The 21,646-nt window shown below is 64.5% G+C and carries 6 protein-coding genes (1 of these 6 only partly in view); 5 read left to right on the top strand and 1 reads right to left on the bottom strand.

The features are described from left to right. Window positions 1-30: 30 nt before the first annotated feature. Window positions 31-1,032: a replication initiation protein gene (locus tag H1S03_RS11275; RefSeq protein WP_249777891.1), complete on the bottom strand. Its 1,002-nt coding sequence runs from the start codon at window positions 1,030-1,032 to the stop codon at window positions 31-33. A 611-nt stretch (window positions 1,033-1,643) separates the two neighbouring features. On the opposite strand from H1S03_RS11275, the gene H1S03_RS11270 reads away from it, so the two are divergent. The 5 genes from H1S03_RS11270 to H1S03_RS11250 form a co-directional block, all read left to right on the top strand. Continuing rightward, window positions 1,644-2,861 carry an AAA family ATPase gene (locus H1S03_RS11270; RefSeq protein WP_185804535.1) on the top strand — a complete coding sequence of 406 codons (1,218 nt, stop codon included), beginning with the start codon at window positions 1,644-1,646 and terminating at the stop codon, window positions 2,859-2,861. Beyond that, window positions 2,858-3,841 carry a ParB/RepB/Spo0J family partition protein gene (locus H1S03_RS11265; protein ID WP_185804534.1) on the top strand — a complete coding sequence of 328 codons (984 nt, stop codon included), beginning with the start codon at window positions 2,858-2,860 and terminating at the stop codon, window positions 3,839-3,841. The genes H1S03_RS11270 and H1S03_RS11265 overlap by 4 nt, the downstream gene beginning before the upstream one ends. Window positions 3,842-4,045: 204 nt before the next feature. Further along, window positions 4,046-5,062, top strand: a complete 1,017-nt coding sequence (locus H1S03_RS11260; protein WP_185804533.1) for a methyltransferase — start codon at window positions 4,046-4,048, stop codon at window positions 5,060-5,062. Next, window positions 5,059-5,577, top strand: coding sequence for an AAA family ATPase (locus H1S03_RS11255; protein ID WP_185804532.1), 519 nt, complete (start codon window positions 5,059-5,061; stop codon window positions 5,575-5,577). The genes H1S03_RS11260 and H1S03_RS11255 overlap by 4 nt, the downstream gene beginning before the upstream one ends. Before the next feature lie 238 nt (window positions 5,578-5,815). Further along, window positions 5,816-21,646 carry the 5' end (the start) of an LEPR-XLL domain-containing protein gene (locus H1S03_RS11250; RefSeq protein ID WP_185804531.1) on the top strand. It continues 15,984 nt past the right edge of the window, so only the first 15,831 of its 31,815 coding nucleotides appear in the window; the start codon lies at window positions 5,816-5,818; its stop codon lies beyond the right edge, outside the window.

Raw genomic sequence — 21,646 nt, 5'->3', positions numbered from 1 at the left:
TTATCTTCCAAATACACGTTAAACGTGTGTCTAAAGAGGCTGCCCTTCGGCAAATCTGCGAAAGAAAGCCAGGAACGCCTTGTCAGGATCGCGCACGGCGTCCTTGCCCGCGGACCAGGTTCGCCACTCGGATTCCACGTGATAGATATCGTATCCGGGGAACCGCAGGCGGGCGGTCTCATATGTCTCGGTGGCCAGCGCGGGGCCCTGCCGGTCCAGCCGTGCGGGCCGCGCGCGCGGTTTTCCCACGGGATCCACCACCGGTTCGGTGCGCCCCTCCGCCCTGGCCCGCCTCCCGACGGAGGAAAACGCCATCGCCCGCGCGCGTTCCGCCTCCCCCTGCCCGTCCTTGCGCCACCAACGCAGCTTGACGCCGGTCACGCGCCGCCCCGTTTTCACCGGCTCCATCTCAACGATGTAATCCGACAAGGCCGAGACCTCGGCCACCGCCGGCTTGATCGCCCGATTGTTGAGGTTCGCCCACTCCATCAACTTGCCGCGCGGCACGCCCAGAACCCCGCGCAACTGGTCCAGGGTGAACTGCTCCTCCGAGCGATGTTTCAGATTTCCGCGCTTTTGCACCATCTCATACAGGGTCAGCGCGTATTTCGAGCTGAGCGCGAACATCACGTCACGTTGCAATCTGGCAAAGATGGTCGAGTTTCCGATGATCTTGCGCAGGCGCGCCGGAATCTCGTAGTGCAGCATTCCGTCCGCCCGAGTGTGTTCGATATTGCCACCCAGAAGCTGCACACGCTCAACAGCAGGTTCCCCGTCCCATTTCACCGCCACCCGCACGATGGAGGACATCAGACGTTCAACGCTTTCCCCCACCCTGTCGTTCGAGTTGTGCGACCCGCGCAGCAGCGACTTCGGGATCGTGTGGACCACCGGCTTGTCGATGTCATCCCAGGCGTTTTCCAGCAACTGGTTGTAGATCCGCCGATCCGCCAGGGTCAGCGGCGTAACCTCGACCAGATCGACCAGTTCGCCCGGCTTGATCAGCGATTCCGCATTGGGCCTGGCCTGCATGGTGCGGTATGATGGCTTCGAGTCGGGTGCCATACGTCTATGCTCTTACTTTTGTCAGCCTCGTTACGTAAGCTTACACCGGCATTTCCACCTGCGCAATCACCCGAAACGTAAGCGACGGTCTCAGCCCGCTTCTCCCGACCAGCAATTTTGCCCCTGTTTTCATTGGCTTTCCTTGACACCCGATTCTCTGCGCCCCGCCCGTCCCGATATGTAAGGATACGCCAGCCTCCCGATTCGTAAGATCAACCAGCCCGATTCGTAAGCCAAACCATCCCGATATGTAGGGCGACGCACCCGATAGGTAAGGAATATGCATTAATACCCTTGGATTATCAGATATTTAGCCCTCACGAACAAAGAACAACAAGAATCTGAACCAGGAAGAGGTGATTTTGAGTTTACTGGTGAGGGGAAGGGCCACCTCTCACACCGAATCGAGCCTTACCAATCGGGTGATTTTTGCGACTCAGCAGCATGTCAGCTCCGACCATCGGATCATTTTACCGGAATTTCCGGTTTTTGAGGGGTTCACCTTCAAAAACCGCACTTGTCGCGGAATCCCGAAACCGGCAAGCTTGGCGCAACCTTTCTTCACAGCGGAGCGATCCATGTCGCAGTCCCCCCTGCCCCCATCCGTGCTGCCTCCCGTCGGAGAAACGGAGCTGGAGTTGCTCTCCTCCCGTGCGGCCACGGTAATCGAACGCCTGCGCGACCGTGTGTTCGCGCCCGGCACCTCGAAACGTCTGCAACTCAGCTTCACCGTTCGCAAGGCTGCGCAAATGGTCGGTCGAACCGAGAAGACCATCCGCGAGGCCGAGGACGATGGCCGCCTGCCCGTCGCCGAGAAGGACGCCGAGACCGGGCGCCGCACCGGCTACGCCCTGTCCGACATCAACCGAATGCGGCAGGTCTTCGGCACCCTGCCCCATCGCGCCGATACGGACGAGGCCGCCGTGATCGCGGTGCAAAGCTTCAAGGGCGGCGTCGGCAAATCCACCGTCGTCTGCCACATGGCGCAATATTTCGCGCTCAAGGGCTACCGCGTCTGCGTCATAGATTGCGACAGCCAGGCGTCCACGACTTCGATGTTCGGCCTAAACCCCGATGTCGATGTCGATGACGAGGACGAAACCCTCTACCCCTTCTTTCGGCACGGGGGCCCGAAATCCCTGCACTATGCGTTGCGGGCGACCTACTGGCCCGGCATCGCGATGATCCCCGCCAATCTGGGGCTCTATGATGCGGAATACGAATTTGCGGCCCGCATGGTGCGTGAGGATGCATTCGTGCTCGACCGTCTGCGCGACGGTATCGACAGCATCAAGGACCAGTTCGACATCATCCTGCTCGACCCCCCGCCCGCACTGGGAATGATCTCGCTCAGCGTGCTGCGTGCGGCCAACGCGCTGATCATTCCAGCACCGCCCAACAATATCGACTTCGCCTCGACCGCGCATTTCCTCAAGATGATGAACGCGACTCTGGGCGATCTGGCTGAGGCTGGGGGCGCGCGCGATTATCGCTTCGTCAAGATTTTGGCCACAAAGATGAACGATAACAAATCGGCGCATGTCGCCATCAAACGTATGATGGATGCGGTGTTTCCGCAGGACATGTTGCAGGCCGTGCTGAAGGACAGCGCCGAAATCGACAACGCGACGGCGAACCTGCACACGGTCTACGAACTGACCGGGGCCCAGACCCGAACCGAGACCCACCGCCGGTGCCGGGCCTATCTCGACGCCGTCGGTCGTGAGGTCGAACTATTGATCCGCAAATCCTGGCCGAGCCACCATGCCGGTCTGCGAAAGGAGGGCCTGCTATGAGCAAACGCCACGATGACGTATTCAACGATGTTCTGTCCGGTCTGGACACCGCGAAGACCCATGAAACCGACCGCCAATCCGGCACCCGGTTCCTCAAACGGCGCACAGGGCTGAGCGATCGTGCCGATACCGAGGAGAAGACCCTGCGCTGGGTCGATCCCGCGATCTGCCGCATGTGGATGCAGCACAACCGCGATTACGACATGCTGAACGAGGAAAACTGCGCCGATCTGATCGAGGGTATGCGCGCGCAGGGTCAGCAGGAATTTCCCGCCATCGTGCGCCGGGTGGATGCTGAGGACGGCTTCGAATACGAGGTGATCTGCGGCGCGCGCCGTCACTGGACGGTCAGCTGGCTGCGGGCGAACAACTATCCGAAATTCAAGTTCCTGATCGACGTGCGCGACCTGACGGATGAGGAGGCGTTTCGCCTCGCGGATATCGAGAACCGCGACCGCCGCGACATCTCCGATTACGAACGAGCGGTGGATTATTCGATGGCCTGCATGATGTATTACGGCGGCTCGCAAAAGGAGATGGCCGCGCGGCTCGAGGTTTCCCCGGCGTGGCTGAGCCGTTATCTGCAACTGGCCAAACTGCCCGGACAGATCGTGCTGGCCTATGGCGACAAGACGCTGATCAAGGAGCGACACGCCCGCGCGCTTCGACGATGGATGGCCACACCTGAGGAGGAGCGGGCGTTGTTCGACCGGTGCAGCGAACTGATCCGACGGCGTGAGGCAGGCAACCCGCTGACCGATGGGCAGGCGATTTTCAACTACCTCAACACACCGCCGAAGGCTCCGCGTGCACCGAAGGAAACGCAGAGCTTCAAGCGGGCAGGGGAGCGTGAGGGCATCACGATGCGCAAATCCGGGCGCACCATACGCCTCGAATTCGACGAAGGCCTAAGCCGCGAGGCGGTCAAGGAGTGCTTCTCGCAATTCATGGCCGAGCATTATCCCGCCAAGCGACGATAGTGCGATTGCCCACGGGCAACTTTCGGAAAGATCAATGTTCACAAAGACCTGGGCGGCCTCGGATGAGCCGCCCATTTTACAAGCGTAAGAAAGTCGGGTGGAATTGCCCATGGGCAACTTCGCAAAACGGACGAAATTTCAAGGGCTTGCGCGCTGGAAAACTCCTGTATTGACCGGCCCTGCGCCTGCGGCCACCCTCCGCCCATGACATATGCAAATCCCCACGCACCCGAAGACGCCTTTCTCGAAACCTTTCCCGGCGCCATGGCGCTCGATCTGGGGATGCGTCGCGGTCTGATCGACCGTATCGCGCTGGATGGGGCGGTGCCCGTGGATGCGCTGAACCTGCCCGCGGAGGCGGCGTTCTTTCCCGTTTTGCTGGAACGGGCGGGCGTGGTGGTGCGGACGGGCGATACGCTTTCGCTGACCGACGCGTTCGCGCGTGTGTGGCCTGCAAGGCGGACCGCGCTGGCGCACAAGCTTCGGTTTCTCAAGGCGGTCAGCGTCGATCTGGCGATGGGCATGTCGGATCTGGTGGGCGATCTGCCGACCTTCATGAAACAGGCGCATACCTTCGACATCTTCGACTATTCCCACGCGCTGAAAACCGATGCGGATGCCCTCGCCCGCACGCAGATCTGGTGCGATTACGTGGCCGTCCTGACGGAGACCGAAGCCCCGGAAATCACCGCCGCAATCGACCTCGACCCCGGTGCGCGTGTGCTGGAGGTCGGCGGGAATGTCGGTGTTCTGGCCTCCGCGATCATGACCGCGTTCGGGGCGGAGGTGACGGTGCTCGACCTTCCCGGTGTTTGCGAATTGGGCAAGCGGCGCAACGCGGAGCGGGCATCGGGCGCGCGGCCGACATTCGTGGCGGGGGATGCGCGGCAGGGTGAGTGGGATGAACTGCCCGGCGCGCCCTGGGATGCCGTTCTGTTCAAGAGCGTTCTGCATGATTGGCCTGAGGATCAACGCGGAACCCTGCTGGATCACGCGCTGGTCGCGCTGGGGCCGGGCGGTCAGGTGATCATCGCGGAGCGGGGGCCGTTGGAAGCTGCGGGGCCATTGCCGTACTGGCTCAGCGCGGATCTGGTCTTCGCGCCGTTCTATCGCTCGGGCGACTGGTATGCGGCGGCATTGCGCGCGCGGGGATGCGAGGTGAGGCAATTCACGCCCGATCTGGGATTGCCGTTCCATATCACGGTGGGGGTCAAGACATGATCCTTGCGATCTGCGGATTGCCGGGATCGGGCAAGTCCACACTCGCACATGCCCTCGCGTGCCGCGTCGGGGCGGAAGTCGTGGCATGGGACGATCATGAGACGATGACCGGCAGATCGCCTGATGAAATCGAATGCTGGCTGCGGCGTGGCGCCCCGTTCGATGAAATCACCGCTCCGGGTTTGGTGGAGCGTTTGCGCGATGGGGGCGAGCGAGTGATCCTCGACGGTCTGCTTGGCCCGGCATGGCCCCCGGTTGCGCCGCTGATTTCGGCCTCGATCTGGCTGGATTGCCCGCCGGATATCGCTTTGGCCCGCAAGGTGGCGCAAATGTTAAAAATCGCGGACAGGCGCTGGATTGCTCAATATCTTGAAGCTTATCCACGTTTTGCTGCACCTGCGTTGGTTCTGCAACAAGAGAGAGTCCCGCCACTGTGTAGTTTTTTGCTTGACGCTTCATCAACGTTGCGGCCTTCGTTAAACTTTATTGAAAAGCGATTCTTTTCTAGTGATTAAAGGGCGTTCTGCGGATCGCTTTTGATGAGTTTCGCTAGAAAAGGCTGGATTGAAACGGGCCTTTTGGACTACAAGGAAACTGCGGAGATGCGGTTTCGCCACCTGCGGGGGTAGGGTGGCGCTAACGTGTTGAAGTGAATGTTTTTTTGCAGGAGACTTGCCCGTGTCCATGCCGTTTGGCCGCCGTGTTGTCGGTAGTTTGCCCCACCTCCCGATCAACCGTGGGTTTCGCGCCCGTTTGAAGCATCGTGACCGTGACCGTTTTGAGCGGTTGCGGCGCGCGGCATGGCGGCTGATGCTCGACCCGATGGAACCGCGGGTTCTGCTGTCGGCCGATCCATTCGGACTGGCCGCCGGAACCTACGATACGGATGTGATGGCGTCCGGGGCGGTATCGGGTTCGACGCTGACCGTCAGGATCGACGACGATCTGAATGCGGGAACGGAGATTGGAGTACGGATTGCGACCGGGGCAACGGCGCAGGAAGTCATCATCACCGACCGGCACAATGGCGACGTTGAGATCTATCGCGGGGACCTGACGGGCATCAGCACCCTGACGATAAACGGCGATCAGGGCGACGATCATTTCGCGGTGGATTTCGACGCCTCGACGCTGGACTCCTCGTTCGAGTTGAAGATCGTCGGCCAAAGCGGCGCGGATTCCGTCGATTTCATCGGTTTCGACGAGGGGTATCAGGGCCAGATCGCGGCCTATGCGGAATCGATCCGTGTGGCGGATGGGGTTAGTCTGGGAACCGCAGCGTCCAAGGTCGGCAAGGTCACGTTCAACGCGTCAGGCACCAACAGCGGCAGGACCGGCGGATCGGCCAGTGTGGACGACAATCCGAGTTATCTGATTGATGTCGATGGCTCGATCCGGTCCTCCTCGACGGTGGATATCTTCGCGACGGCTGCGACCACGGGTACGGCGACCCTGACTGGCGTGGCGGAGAGTTTCGTCGCGGGCGCGGATGCGACCATCGACGTGGCCGCCGCATCGGTCATCGACGCGACCGCAATCGACATACAGGCCTGGACGCGCGGCACTATCGAGGTTGAGGCGAACAACACGCTGGCCTTCGTCGCGGATGTCACGTTGCGCGACCGTGCGATGGTTGATGTTGCGGGCACGTTGACCGGCAACAGCGTCAAGCTGAACGCGCTCAACAGCACCGACCTGACCGTTACGCTGACCTCGGCCGCGTATACGGCGACCGATGCTGTCTTTGGCACGCAGGACGGTGCGACGATCGGCTTCGATGCGCTGGCCTCTACGCTGAATGCCACGCGTGCCGCGACGGTGACGATTGCGGATGGTGCCGATGTTTCGGGCAGCTACGTCTCGATCAGTGGTGAGATCTCGGGCGATGTGACCTCGGCTATCGAAAGCACTCTGTTCGGGCTGGCGGCGCAGGTGGTGGACGATACCGCGACGGTGACCATTGGATCGGCTTCGGTGACGAGCACGGGTGTGGTTGCCGCAACGGCAAAGAACAAATCCACCGTCTCCTCCGAGGCGATCGTTGCCAGCAACACGGTGACAGGCACGACTGGCGTGTCGCTGACGGGTGCCACGGTTTCGGGCAGCGCGGTCATTCTGTCCGCGAACGATACGTCCAACGTCATCGTGCAGGCGAAGGATTTCGATATCGGGCTGGCGGGCTTCACCTCGATCAGCCTGCCATTCGGGCTGGCTTTGAACGAGGTGACGCGCTCGGTGTCGACGGTCGTCTCGGGCGGCAGCGTGACCGCCACCACCGGCGACATCGACGTTACCGCCACGAATGCGATGGTTTTGGTGTCCTATTCCGGCGCGCAGCAGCTCAACGTGCCGACAGGATATGTGAACCCGACGGGCTTCGCGCTGAACATCGCGGGGACGCTGGCGGTGAACGAATTGCTGGGCGGCACCACGGCCAGCGTGACAGGGGCGGCGATTACGGCGGCGGGCGATGTGGATATCACCGCGACCAGCAACGCCTTGCTGGATTCCAAGACGGAGGCGACTGCGCAGACCGTCGGCGGCGACGGGGCGGCGATTGCACTGGCGGTGGCGTATAACAACCTTGGCCGGGATGTGGATTACACCGATTTCGAGGAGGGGATCGACACGATCCTGGGCCTGGGTCTGGACGTGACCTATACCGGGTTCGAGACTGTGGCCCTTGTCAGCGGATCCACGCTGAGCGGGCGCGATGTCAGCGTTCTGGCCACGACAGAGCAGATGCTGCTGGACGCGACCGCCACCAACGTGGCGAAGAACGAGTCCATCGCGGCGAGCCGCAAGACCAAGTCCTATGCCGCGGGCATCGTGCTGGCCACCAACATGGTGACCTCCGCGACCCGTGCGAGTGTGCAGAATGATGGGAGCACACGCTCCACCATCACCTCCACCCGAAATGTAAGCGTCAAGGCCGATGACGGCGCCAGCATCAATGCCAATGTCAAGCTGGTGGCGAACGCGACAGCGGCGACCGACGGCGGGGCGTCCAATGTGGATTCGCTGATCGGCGGCATCAGCCCGGTGGATTACCGGACTAATGGCACGATCCAGACGGATGGCGATCTGTTGACGCCCGCGACACTGGGGTCGGACCCGTCGCTGGACTTCGGCGACCGGGTGCAGCTTTACGCCGATCTGGCCGGCTCGACCGGTACGGCCACCGGCACGGCGGGCGATATCTACAAGTTCATGGGGGCTGACGGCACCGAGGTGGACCTGCGCTCGACCGATTTCACCGACACCACCCTGTGGAAGGTCGCGACCGAAACCGATCTGGTGCCCACCGGCAATTCCTTCGAGGAGACGGACGCCATCGGGCTGGGCGGTGTCGTGGTGCGTAACGAGGTCGACTCGGGTGCTGCGGCGCTGGTGCAGCAGACGGATATCGCGGCGGCCAGCGACATGAAGGTCGAGGCGGCGGGAACCGGCAACCTGACCTCGCTGGGCGATATCGGCGTCACGGTGTCGAGCGGCAGTTCCCTGACCGGCGACGGCGACAGCAACGCCGTGGGCGGGGCGCTGATCCTCAATATCCTGAACGGCGGGTCCACTGCGACCCTGCGCGACAGTACCGTCACGATGACCAATGGCGGTGCGCTGGTCGGTGCCACCAACGCCACCGCGATGGATGCGACGCTGCACGGTGCCTTTGCCGGCGGGGCGGATACCAAGGCGCTGATGATCGCGTTCAACACGGTCGGGTACGAGGCGCAGAACCTGCTGTTCATGGCGCTCGACACCTTGCTGGCCAGCGATATCGGCGCGCAGCGTCCGGCGGGCGCGACGGCGCTGGTCACGGGATCGACCGTGACGGCGACCGCGACACCGGCGGGCGTGGATGCGTTGAGCGTCAGCGCGGTGAACTCCGCCACGTTGACGGCGCTGACGGATATGAATGCGACCACGGCGGCCTCGGCCTTTCGCGGGGCGGACGGGGCGTCGGCGGGGGCGGTCGTCACGCAGAACATGCTGTCGGGTGCCGCGCGCGCGACTGTCATCACCAGCACGATCACCGGGGCGGGCATCGCGATCCTGGCGGATGACAGCACGGTGATGGATGCGACCACCGCGATGATTACCGCAGCCGGGGCGGATAACGATCTGGGCTTCGGCATCGTCAACAATATCATCGACAAGGCGCAGAACGATTACGCCTACACCACCAGGAGCGCGGATCAGACCATCGCGTTCGGGCAGCGTGTGCTGCATCAGGTGCCAGGCGTCGGCGGTGCGGATCCGACGGATGAACTCTACGAATATCTGGGCGGCACGCCGCTGACCGTGGCGGACTGGGCGGATGTCGATTTTACGGACCTGAACCTGTGGCAGCTCAAGGATACCGGCAATCTGCTGACCGGATCGCTGGCCAAGGCGATTTTCAAGGGGTTCGCGATCAAGGGCGCGGGCGGCGCCTCCAGCGCGCAATCCGCGATGCTGACCCGAAACGAGGCGCATGGCGGTGCAGTGGCGCTGGTCACGCAAAGCACGCTGATCGCGGATGGCGATGTGTCCGTCATCGCGCGGGAGCGGGCTTCGCTGAAGGCACACAACTCCTCCACCATTGAGGCGAAGGAAACCAGTGGCGGCGTGGTCGCGACCAACGCCCTGTTTTCCAAGGCCACGGCAGGCATGTCCAATGGCAGCGTGACCACCACGGCGGGCGGGGACGTGACCGTCAAGGCGCTGAACGTCACGACGATGGATGCGTTCCTGAACATGAACACCAGCGCGAAGTCCAAGGCGATGGCCTTCACCTTCGCGTTTAACACGGTCGGTTATGACACCGGCAACATCCTGTTCGCGGCGCTGGATGCGTTTCTGGGCTCGGATTATTTCATCGAGACGGACCCGACGGGGGCCGAGGCGTTCATGGATTACGTCAGCGCCACCGTCGCGGGCGATCTGGACGTCAGCGCGGCCAGCCGCAACGTGATCTCGGACCCCACCGACATCCTGTCCAACGCGGTCACGGCGGCGGATCTGGACAACGTGGCGGTGGCCAAGCCAGACGACGCGGCGGACGCGACTGCGGATGCGGCGATCACCACCGCGCTTGAGACGGCGTTCACCACGCTCGGCGTGGGGTATGAGGGCGATCTGACGGTCGAAATCCTGGCCGCCGGGGCGCAATGGTACGTCACGGACTCCCAAGGCCGCATCTGGCAGATCAAGGACAGCAGCACCGCAGGGATGGAACTGGCCGAGGTCAGCATTCTGAACGCCACGGTCGGTGCGGACACGAAGACCAAGGCCAAGAACGACCGGGTGCTGGTCGATGCCTTCGCTGAATCCACCAAGACCAATGACAAGGGTGAAGAGGTCAACAAGGGCAAGAGCTACAAGGACCTGAAATACGGCGCGAACGCCTCGGCGACCGGCGGCGTTCTGGCCACCAACCGGGTGGCGAGCGAAACGAAGGCCTGGATCTCCGGCGCGGCCAAGACCCACGACCTGAACGCCACCATCACCGATCTGGCCACCGGCGACCGGGTCGTGTCCGGCGGGCGGGTCTATGTCTGGACCGGCGCGCCCAGCGTGATCGACGCGGATGACGGGCTGGGCCTGGAATCCGTACCCTCCAGCCTGTCCACCGGCACGACCGTGCGTCTGCTGGGGCTGGTTCCGGGCTTCGCGGACGATATCGGGGTCTATCTGCGCTATGACGGCAGTTCGATCACGAATACCACAGGTGACAAGCTCAAGACGCTGATCGAGGATAATTCCGACGACTGGACCATCGTCGCGACGCCGCCATCGGTCGAATTGAGCGATGCGGTGCAAGGCTTTGCCACGAATGCGGACTGGGTGGATATCGGGGCGGATGCGCAACGCGACGTGACCGCCGCCGGGCTGAGCGTCACGGCGCAGGACAGCGCGAACATGCGCGCGGGCACATCGCTGCTGGTGGACGCGACCGCGATCAACAACATGGACATTGTTGGCGAATACATGGCCAAGGCCGCCGCCAACGAGTACCGCTTTACCAACCATTCCGGATCGCAGTTCGTCACCTCCTCGGACATGATGCGGATGGGCAGCGTGGACACGACCGGGCTGACCGGTCAGGCGCTGATCGACGCGCAGGCGCTCAACGCCCTGACGGGGCGGGTGTTTATCTATCTCGGGCCGGACGCGACGCTGGACATGGGCGCGTTGAAGGCGGCGGATCTGACCGACACGAGCGAGTCCGCGTTGTGGGCGGATTTGTCCGTCGTGCCGGATGTGCAGGATCTGCTGTCTCCGAACCTCGGGAATCTGGCGGATTCCAACGCGACCGCGACCGGCGCGACCGTGGTGACGAACCAGGTGGACGGTGCCACCCAGGTGGATGTGCGCGAGGTCGCCATCACCGCCACGACGGGCGATATCGTGATCGCGGCGACGGGCAACGCGACATTGCTGTCGAACGTAACGACCTCCGTCAGTGTTTCGGGCGGATCGACCTGGGGTTCGGGCACCGTGGTGGCCAAGCAGGGCATGGTGGCGACCAACATGTTGCTGGGCGCGGCGGCGACGGTGGTGCACGATGCGGACCTGCGCGCGACCGTGGGCGACGTCACGATCATTGCCGATCAGGCGACCGTGATGGACAGCACCATCGATTCCAACGCCATGACCGGCGACACGGCGGAAAGCCTGACGCTGGCCTTCAACACACTGGGCTGGGCGGCGCAGAACATCCTGTTCAACACGTTCGAGGCGATCATCGGGGATCCGTTCATTTCGGACGATCTGCTGGATGGCAAGGTCGAGAGCGGCGGATCGGTCACCATCACGGCGAGCAATATCCTGGCTGGTGGCGATCTGAACGCGGCGGCGTACACCACCGCGTTGATGAACGCGACGGTGACGAACGCCACGATGTCAGAGGCGGGCGCGATCAAGGATGCGGGCGGCGAAAGCACCGGCGCGCTGATCACCTCGAACAAGGCGCAGGCCAAGGCGCAGATTCTGGTGGACAATGCCGATGCAGCAACGGGTGAGAAGCTGAGCGCGGGCAACGATCTGACGATCTCGGCCGAGGACCGCTCGAAGTTCTTCTCGAACACGAAATTCGTGACCTCCTCCACCACGTCGAATACCGGCGGTGTGGACGTGTTGCAGGAAACGCTGAACGATGTGTTCCCGGTGGATTTCGATACAGGTCTGGTCAGCGGGGCTGTCGCGCTCGGCTTTCAGGATCGCGTGCGGGTTGCGGATGATTTCACCAACGTGCCCGCAGCGGGCGAGGGGGAAATCGATCCGGCCGGCAATATCTATTATTACCTCGGCAACGATGTGGATGCCTCGGGCAATCCGATTCTGGTCGATCTGAGCACGGCGAACTTCCTCGATCTGGACCTGTGGCGTCAGGCGTCGGAAAGCTCGATCATTCCGCAGGGATACAACATCCCCGACAGCGACCCGGACAAGAGCGGCTCTGACAGCAAGGCGACCGGCGTGGTCTTCGTGCTGAACGATCACCGCTCCGGCGCCAGCGCGATCGTCAGGAACGCCACGCTGAACACCACGGATGGCGACATTACGGTGCGCGCCGATCTGGCGGCGGAAATGCATGTGGACGTGAACAACGCCACCTCTTCCTCGGGCGGGTCCGCGACCGGCGACGGGGTCAGCAAGGCGATCAGCGGCACGGTCGGCACCAACGTGATGCTGGGCGCGGCGGAGGCTGCGGTCATCGACAGCACGCTGAACGCCGGCGATGCGGCGGGGGGTGCGACGGATACCGGCAATGTGATCGTCACGGCGATCAACGACATGGTGATGTCCGCGAACATGCAGGCGATCACGGCGACCGGCGATACTGCCTATGGCGTGCTGGCGGCGTTCAACACGATGGGCTGGAAACCGTCCAACGTGCTGTTCAACGCGGTTGAGACGCTGATCGGCTCCAGCCCGATTTCCGAGGCCTTCGACGGGGAGGAACCGGCGGAGGCGCGCGCCTATATGGAGCGTGTGCAGGCAACGGCGGATGGCGATATCTCCGTCACGGCGGACAATACCGCGACCGTCACGGCGAAAACCGGGAACGAGACGACCAGCGCGGCCAGCGCCCTGACCGGTGCGACGGGCAAGGGTGTGGGCGGCATCATCGCCTCCAACAAGCTGAGCGCGGGGGCGCGGGCCTGGATCACCGGCGCCTTTGTCGAGCCTTCGGGCAGCGCGGATCTGAAAACGGGCGATTTCGTGATCGCGGCGGATGGCAATGTCTGGAAATGGACCGGCGCGGCGGGCAGTGTCGCGATCCCGGCGGATACGGGTTTTGGCACCACGGCGGGCTGGTCTGCGGCGACGCGCGGCGATGTGAACGCTCTGGTCGCGGGCGGCGATGTTACGGTCAGCGCGACTGACGACGCGACGCTGGACGCCACCAATGACAGCAAGACGCAGGTCACCGTCACCAATGATGGCGGGTTGAGCATCGTTCTGAACATCGCGACCAATCTGTCGGACGATTACGGCTATACCACCCTGTCGGGCACCCGCGCGTTGAGCAGCGGCGACATGGTGCGCATCGGCTCGAACCGCGACGGCGTGGGCGGGCTGAGTGCGGGCGACATGTATGCCGCCGTGCAGCAGGTTGACGCGAATGGCAACCCGATCATCGGGCCGGATTATCTGAACCCGATCGACCTGGCGACGACCGACTTCTCCGACACGGATCTGTGGCTGAAGATCCCGGTCTCGCCGGAGCAGATCGCAGGGTTCATTCAGGCGGTCACGGGCGTGGCCGGGCTGGGCAATGTTTCCACCTCCGACGCGAAGGCGGTGGGGGCGGCGATTGCGTTCAACGACCTGCGCAGCCATGCGCTGACCACTGTGCAGGGCGCGGACATCAACGCGGGTGGCGCGATCACCATCGCGGCGGATGAGACGTCGAGCTTTACCGTGCTCAACACCGGCACGGTGTCGGCGGATGGCGGGTCCGTCTTCAAGGGGGGCAAGACCTCCGCCGTCAATGCGATCATCGCGACCAATGCCCAGAACGCGGAGGCGGAGACGCTGGCGCGGCACGTCACGCTGGATGCGGGCGGCAAGGTCAGCGTCACGGCGCAGAACGCCGCCACGATGAACGCCACGGTTGACATGAGCACGGCCGCCACCGGCGGATCGCAGGCAATCGCGGTTGGCGTGACGGTGGCGTTCAACCAGATCGGCTATGCCAGCAGCCTGATCTTTACCAACATCGTGGACATGTTCGCGGGCACCTCTCTGCTGGGTCTGGACCGGGCGCAGGCGACGGCGACCCTGTCGGATGCGACCATCACCTCGGGCGGGGATCTGGACGTGTCGGCGGACAACGCGCTGACGCTGGACGCGACGATCAGTTCCTCCGCGCTATCGGTGGCGATCTCGAAGGAGGCCACGACCTCCGTTTCGGTCGCGCCGATCCTGTCGATGAACCGCGTGGCCGGTCAGGCGGTCGCGGTGCTGGAGGATATCTCAACGCTGACGATCGGCGGCAACGTCAATGTCACGGCACTGGATACATCCGTCATCAACGCGGTCGTCCTCTCGGCCACGGCGGCGATTTCGGCCAGCACCAGCGGATCGAAATCCGTGGCGGTGGGTGCCAGCTTCACCCGCAACGACATCGACAGCGAGGCGCAGGCACGCGCGGTTCGCATTGGCACCTCCGCCACGGCGGCGGCGGTCACGAATGATCTGAACGTGACGGCGAAGCGCGCGGCGCAGATCAATGCGACGGGGCTTGCGGCCTCGGTCGCGGTGTCGATCTCGGCGGGGTCCAGCAACTCGGTCGCGGTATCGGGTGCCGGCGCGCTGGCCGCGAACGTGATCGGCGGCACGGCGGATGCGCTGATCGACACGTCGAACATCACGGTCGGCGGCGATACGACGGTCAGCGGCACGTCCGGTTCCGCGATCAACGCGACGATGGCGTCGGTGGCGGCGTCGGTCTCGATCTCCGGCGCGACGACGCCTGCGGTGGCGGTCGGATCCTCGCTGGCGGTCAACTGGATCGGCTATGGCAAGGTGGCGCAGCGATTCCAGGATCAGATCACCGCGACCAGCGCCGATGGTGAGGTGACGCTGCGCGACAATGCCCTGGTCGTCGCACAGGGCGGCACGGCGGCGGGCGGCAGGCTCGCCTCGACCGGATACAGCTTTGTCGGTACGCCCGGCACGGTGGATCTGGGCACGACGGATTACACGAACACGGCATTGTGGCGTGAGGAATTCCGCCTGTCCGATGGGGGTGTCGCGCGCATCGACGCGGGCGACATCGTGCGGGTCGCGGATGGCGATCAGCTGTCGGGCGCGGTCTTTGAATATGTCGGCTCGGAATCCCAGGTGGGTCAGGTCGTGGACGGCGTGACGACGCTGATCGATCTGAGCCTGGCCGATTTCACCAACCGCGATCTGTGGTTGCGCAAGGATATGGCGGCGGGCACCGATGTCGGGGCGGTCGCGCAGGTGCGCGGCTCCGATCTGGCGGGCACCGGCGACGTAAAGATCGTGGCCGATGCGGCGCAGAGCATCAGCTCCACTGTCGTGGCGGCGGCGGTCGCGCTGTCGGCTGGCAAGACGGGGGTCGCGGTGGGAATCGCGGGGTCGGTCGCGGTGAACAACATTCGCGGCGGGGCCTATGCGGCGATTTCGGGCGACATGGATTCGGGGATCAGCGGATCGACCATCACGGTCGATGCCACGGATACCAGCATCATCAATGCGGCCACGGCGGCGGCGGCGGTCAGCGCGGGATTCGGCTCCACTGGGGTTGCGATCTCCATCGGGTTGTCGGTCGCGTATAACGAGGTTTCGGGCGACACCGTCGCGGAGATTGTCGGCGCGAACGTCACCGGCAGCGGCACGGCGGACGATGACGGTGTCTTCGTCACCGCGGGCAGCGCCCCGCCGCCCAGCTTCACCGCGGCGGCAGATCCGCTGATCACGGTGGATCGTCTGAACGACGCAACCGAGGTCGCGACGAATGACGACGGCGACGCGGTCGATCCGACCGATGCGGCAGCGGACAAGGCCACCATCGACAAGATCACCGAGTTGATGAACGACCAGATGGCCGCGGTCGATGCGGTTCAGGGCAGCTATACCGACGGCACCGTGCGTCTGACCAAGAACAACCAGGCCGGTGGCTGGACGCTGGTGGACGAGGCGGGCAAGGCGTTCTCGATCAAGCTGGGATCGGGCGGTGAGTTGCAATTCGAGGTCATGACGATCAACGCGATCTCGGCTGCGGCATCGCTGGCCATTGCGGGCGGATCGACGGGCATCGCGGTCGCCGGGGCAGGGGCGTTGTCGCTGAACTTCGTCACCACGAATGTGCGGGCGCGGGTGGTGGATTCCATCGTCGTGTCCGCTGGCGATATCGGCATCGACGCCAGCATGAAGTCTGGCATCAACTCGGCGGTTCTGGCGGCTGCGATCTCCGCCGGGTTCGGGTCCACGGGTGTGGGCGTGTCCGTGGGCGCGGCGCTGGCGTTCAACTATGTCGGCAAGGGTTTCGCCGGGTTGAGCGATGGCGGCGCGGTCGCGGCATATGCGCAAGATAGCCGCTTGCAGGCGGGCGATGCGCTGGTCATCACCGCCACGAATGAGGCGCAGATCAACGCGCTGGCCTTCGCGGGGGCGGTGGCGATTGCGGCGGGGTCCACCGGGGTTGCTGTCTCCGGCTCGGGCGTGGTGGTGCAGAACTGGGTCGATATCGACACGGCCGCCCATATCCAGGGCGACGGCGCGGCGAGCGGTTCGTTGCCCGGCATTTCCGGCGCGACCGTCACGGTTGAGGCGGATGGCAGCGGTGAGATCAACGCGGCGGCGGCGGCGGTGTCCGTGGCCTTCGCTGCGGGGGCGACCGGGGTTGCCGTTTCCATCGGGATCACAGCGGTTCATAATGAGATCACGGGCGATACCTCCGCCCACATCACCGACGCGGATCAGGGCGTGCGCTCCACCGGCGACATGATCGTCGCGGCATCGGATACGGCGACGATCAACGCGGTGGGCGCGGCGGCGGCACTGGCGGCGGGCTTCGGTTCCGTCGGGGTGGCGGTTTCGGGTGCCGGGGCGCTGATTACGAACCGCATCACCAGCGGGGCAACCGCCCGGATTCTCAATTCCGACACGACCGTCACGACGGGCAAGTTGACGGTGCAGGCAGACAGCGCCGGCACGATCCGATCGCTCAACGCGGCGGCCTCGCTGGCGGTGGCGGCAGGGGCCACGGGTGTGGGCGTGTCGATCGGTGTGGCGCTGGCGCGTAACCTGATCGGAACGGGGCTGGTTCCGTTCACCGCAGGCGCGGGCGACAAGACCACGGCGGATACCGTCACCACCCTGACCAAGGGCACCCGGGTCGAGGTTCTGGGCGGCGTGCGTGAGGGCGACGTCTACGAATATATCGGTGAGACCATCACCCCGGAGCAGGCGCTGGCGCTGGATACCGTCGATTTCGCGGATGCTGAAAACTGGCTGCTGCACAATGTCAGCGGCACCCCTGTCGTCGTCACGGCGGAGATCGTCAATTCCGACGTCACCACCGGCGGCGCGGTGGAGGTTCTGGCCACGTCGAAGCAGAAGGTCGATGCGGTCTCGCTGGCGGCATCGGCCGCGGCCTCCGCCGGGTCGGTTGGCGTCAGCGTCGCCGGTGCAGGTGTCGCGACGGAAAACCGGGTCGAGACGGATGTGAACGCGCGCATCACCGGCACCGGGGCCGAGACGATGAATGTCGGCAGCCTGAACGTGAAGGCCGCAGATCAAAGCCTGATGAACGTGTTCACGGGTGCGGCTGCGATCTCCGCCGCGTTCGGGGGCGTCGGGGTCGGTGTGTCCGTGGCGCTGGCGGCCTCGATCAATCAGGTCGAGAATGACGTTTATGCGGGCATTACCGCCATCGACCAGATCAATGCGGGCGGCGATGTGGCCGTGCGGGCGATCACCGGCGATACGCAGCCGGCCTCCGCCTTGACGGGGTTGAGTGCCGCGCAGTTGAACGATGCGGTCTCCTACGATCAATATGAGGACAGCGAGGGGCGCGATCGCCCGGTCGCGGCAGATGTCACCGGCGATGCGGCCATTCTGGAAAGCCTGCGGGCCAAGCTGGCCGCCGTGGGCGAATATGCCATGGGCGAACTGCGTCTGGGTCTGGTCAAGCAGCCTGCGGATGCGGATCAGCGCGATTCCGACGGCAATCTGATTGCCACCTCAGACGATGGATCGACGGTCTGGCAGTTGCAGGATGCCGAGGGCAACGCCTGGTCGCTGACCATGACCTCGGGCGGTTCGTTGAGCGCGCTGCGCACCACGATCAATTCCGCAGCCGTTGCGGCGGCTGTCGCGATCACCGCCGCCGGCGGTGTCGCGGTGTCGGTGGCGGGCGCAGGCTCACTGGCGGTGAACACGGTTCTGAGTTCCACCAAGGCGGAGATTACCCTCAGCGATATCGCCACGACGAATGCGGGCGATGTGATTGTCGAGGCGCAGAATGCCTCTCGGATCAATGCGGCGGTGATGTCGGCGGCTCTGTCCGTGGCGGTTGGCGGTGTTGGCGTCGGGGTTTCGGTGGGGGCGTCCTTCGCCCGTAACTTCATCGGGGCGACCAGCCTGTTCTCGGACAATCCGACCGACGGGTCCGTCGTGGCGCAGATCGTCGATTCCGGTATCGTAGCCTCGGGCGATGTCATCGTTTCGGCCAGCGGCAACCAGCGGATTTCGACCGTGGTGTTTGCCGGGACCGCAGCGGCTGCGGGTGGCAGTGTCGGCGTGGGTGTCGCGGTCGGCGGCGCGGCGGCGCAGAACGTCATTCGCATGACGGAGACGGCACAGATCGTCAGCAACACCACCACCGCCGTTTCGGGTGCGACGGTCAGTGTCGCGGCGCAGGATGCCAGCCGGATTGACGCGGCGGTCGCGGCGGTGGCGCTGACGATCGCGGCGGGCGGCGTTGGTGTCGGCGTGTCGATTGCGGGTGCGGTGGCGATCAACGATATCGATAACACGATCACGGCGCAGATCGACGAAGTGGCCGGCAGTGCCTCGGTCACGTCCACGGTCGGTGACATTTCGGTCACGGCGCAGGACAGCGGGCAGATCAACTCCGCCACGGGGGCCGCGGCAATCGCGCTGGCGGCGGGCGTTGTCGGTGTGGCGGTCGCTGGGGCCGGGGCGGGTGCAACGAACCGGATCGGAAGCACGGTCGCCGCACGGGTCGATGGCGCGACGCTGAATGCGGCGGGCAATATCATCGTGCGGGCGCAGGGCAATGCGCAGATCAATGCAGCGGTTCTGACGGCGGCGGCCTCTCTCGCAGGGGGGAAAGTCGGTGTGGGCGTCGCGGTCGGTGGATCGGTGGCGGTCAACATCATCGGGGTGAACAATAGCACGGACGGCTCCTTCGCGGAGGTGACCGGGGCCACGATGACCGCTGGCGGCGACGTCACGGTCGAGGCTTTGCAAACGACAACGATCAACACCATCGTTCAGGCGGTGTCGGCGGCCTTCGCGGGCGGCGGCGTCGGGGTCGGAGTCTCTGGCGCGGTGACGCTGTCGAACGCGACGCTGGCCTATGCGGTAGACGCATCTGTCAGTGAGTCCACCATCACTGCGGGCGGTACGGTCAGTGTGAACGCCGAGGATAGCGGCACGATGCTCAGCATTGTCGGCGCGACCTCCGTCGCGGCGGCGGTCGGTGTTGTCGCGGTCGCGGTGTCGGTCGCGGTCAGCGTGGCTTCGGGGGTGATCGACAACCGTGTCACCGCCGAGGTTTCCGGCACGGACGTCACCGCCAGCAACCTGAGCGTGACGGCGGCGGACGACATGAACAACCGGGTGATCTCGGCTGCATCCTCCGCTGCGGTGGCGGCGGGGATCGGGGCTGCGGTGGCGGGCGGCGGTGCGCAGGCGACGTTGACCTATACCACGGATGTCACGGCGCAGATCACGGGCGATACGGGCGACGTGTTGAGCTTGTCGAGCGCGCTGAATGTCGGGGCGACCTCGCGCTCCAGCATGCTGTCCGAAACGCTGGGGGCCTCGGCTGCGGCTGGGTTTTACGGTGTGGCGGCATCGGGCGTGAACGCGACTTTGATCGCACGGCCCGACGTTCGCGCGACATTGAGCGGCGTGCGCGTTCAGGATCGGGAGAGTGGGACCGCGACGCTGGATGTGGCGGTCGATGCGATTTCCCGCATGAGCACGACGGCGCGGATCGCCTCGGTGACAGTGGGCAGCACCGCCGCATTGGGCGGCGCGTCGGGCATCATGGTGCTGGATGCGAATGTTCTGGCGCAGGCGGGCGGCGTGCTGGATGTCCGCGACCTCAGCGTGTCGGCGCGGACTGACGGGATCACCGACGGGGGCCGCACGGCGGACCTGACGTCCATCGCGGGCGGTGGCGCGCTGTTGCTGAGCGCGCAGGGCGCGGATGCGCGGATCACCGTGACCAACGACGTGAAGGCGGAGATCCTGAGCGATGCGGACATTTCCGCGCGGGACGTTTCCGTCATTGCGGATGGCGATTCCGATATATTCGCGCGGGGCTATGCCGCGACCGTCGGTTTCGTGGGTCTGGGCGGCGCGGGCAGCTATGCCGATACGACCGCAATCATAGATGCGACCATCGGCGCGGGCGTGGCCCTGTCCGGGCGCAATCTGACGATCTCCGCCGATGGGACGAACGCGGCGCGGGGCGCGGTTGCGGTGGGTGCGGCGGGCGGTATCGCGGCGGCGGTCAACATCGTGGACGTGGACATCGACGCGGATGTGACAGCCTCGGTCGCGGATGCGAGCGGTTTCGCCACGCAGGCCGATATCGATCTGAGCGGGGCGTTCAACCTGAGCGCATCGCACGATGCCCGCCCCGACAGTGAGATCGACACCATCGCGGGCGGTGCCATCGGGATCACGGGGGCGATCAGCAATATCGATATAGACTCCACCGTTCTGGCGCGTGTCGGCAGCTATGCGGACGTGGATTCCGGGACGGCCAGCTTCGGCGCCTCCAGCCAGGTGACCAAGAATGCGGTCAGCGGCAACAACATGACGGCGAAAACCGGCGGTCTGGCCAGCGCGGCGGGCGCGCTGTCGCGCGGCGTGCTGAACCTCGACACGCGGGTGGTGTTCGGCACCAGTTCCGACGTGGAGACGACGGGCGATGTGGATGCGAATGTCGCGAACCTGATCACCTACAAGGAAATTCTGAACTTCTTCACCGCCGGTGCGGTTTCGGGCGCGGCGGGCAACAACACCATCGACGCCAGCAATGTGACAGGGGAGGTCCGTCTGGACAGCGGCGCGAACCTGCGGGCCGGTGGTCAGATCACGATGGAGGTCGATGGCCTCTACGATATCTCGATCAAGACCAGCGCGGAGACGTGGGGTCTGGCGACCGCAGCGGCGGGATCGGCGATCATCACGCTGACACCGTCCAACCTGATCACGATGGAAAGCGGATCGACGATGCTGGCGGTGGGCGATCTGACGCTGACCACGGGCGTGGGCGCTGATTTCGTGACGACGCAGCACAATCTGGCCGTGTCGATGGAGACATTCGCAGGCTCGCTGGTGCCGCTGGACGATATCGCG

Origin of the sequence: Pontivivens nitratireducens, assembly GCF_014235845.1 — a bacterium.
In the GTDB taxonomy this organism is placed as follows: domain Bacteria; phylum Pseudomonadota; class Alphaproteobacteria; order Rhodobacterales; family Rhodobacteraceae; genus Pontivivens; species Pontivivens nitratireducens.
This window is presented reverse-complemented; position numbering and strand designations above follow the sequence as displayed.

Bases quoted from the DNA above. Each gene is read 5' to 3' on its own strand.
- H1S03_RS11275 (WP_249777891.1), bottom strand. From the start codon at position 1,032: ATGCAGGCCAGGCCCAATGCGGAATCGCTGATCAAGCCGGGCGAACTG.
- H1S03_RS11270 (WP_185804535.1), top strand. From the start codon at position 1,644: ATGTCGCAGTCCCCCCTGCCCCCATCCGTGCTGCCTCCCGTCGGAGAA.
- H1S03_RS11265 (WP_185804534.1), top strand. From the start codon at position 2,858: ATGAGCAAACGCCACGATGACGTATTCAACGATGTTCTGTCCGGTCTG.
- H1S03_RS11260 (WP_185804533.1), top strand. From the start codon at position 4,046: ATGACATATGCAAATCCCCACGCACCCGAAGACGCCTTTCTCGAAACC.
- H1S03_RS11255 (WP_185804532.1), top strand. From the start codon at position 5,059: ATGATCCTTGCGATCTGCGGATTGCCGGGATCGGGCAAGTCCACACTC.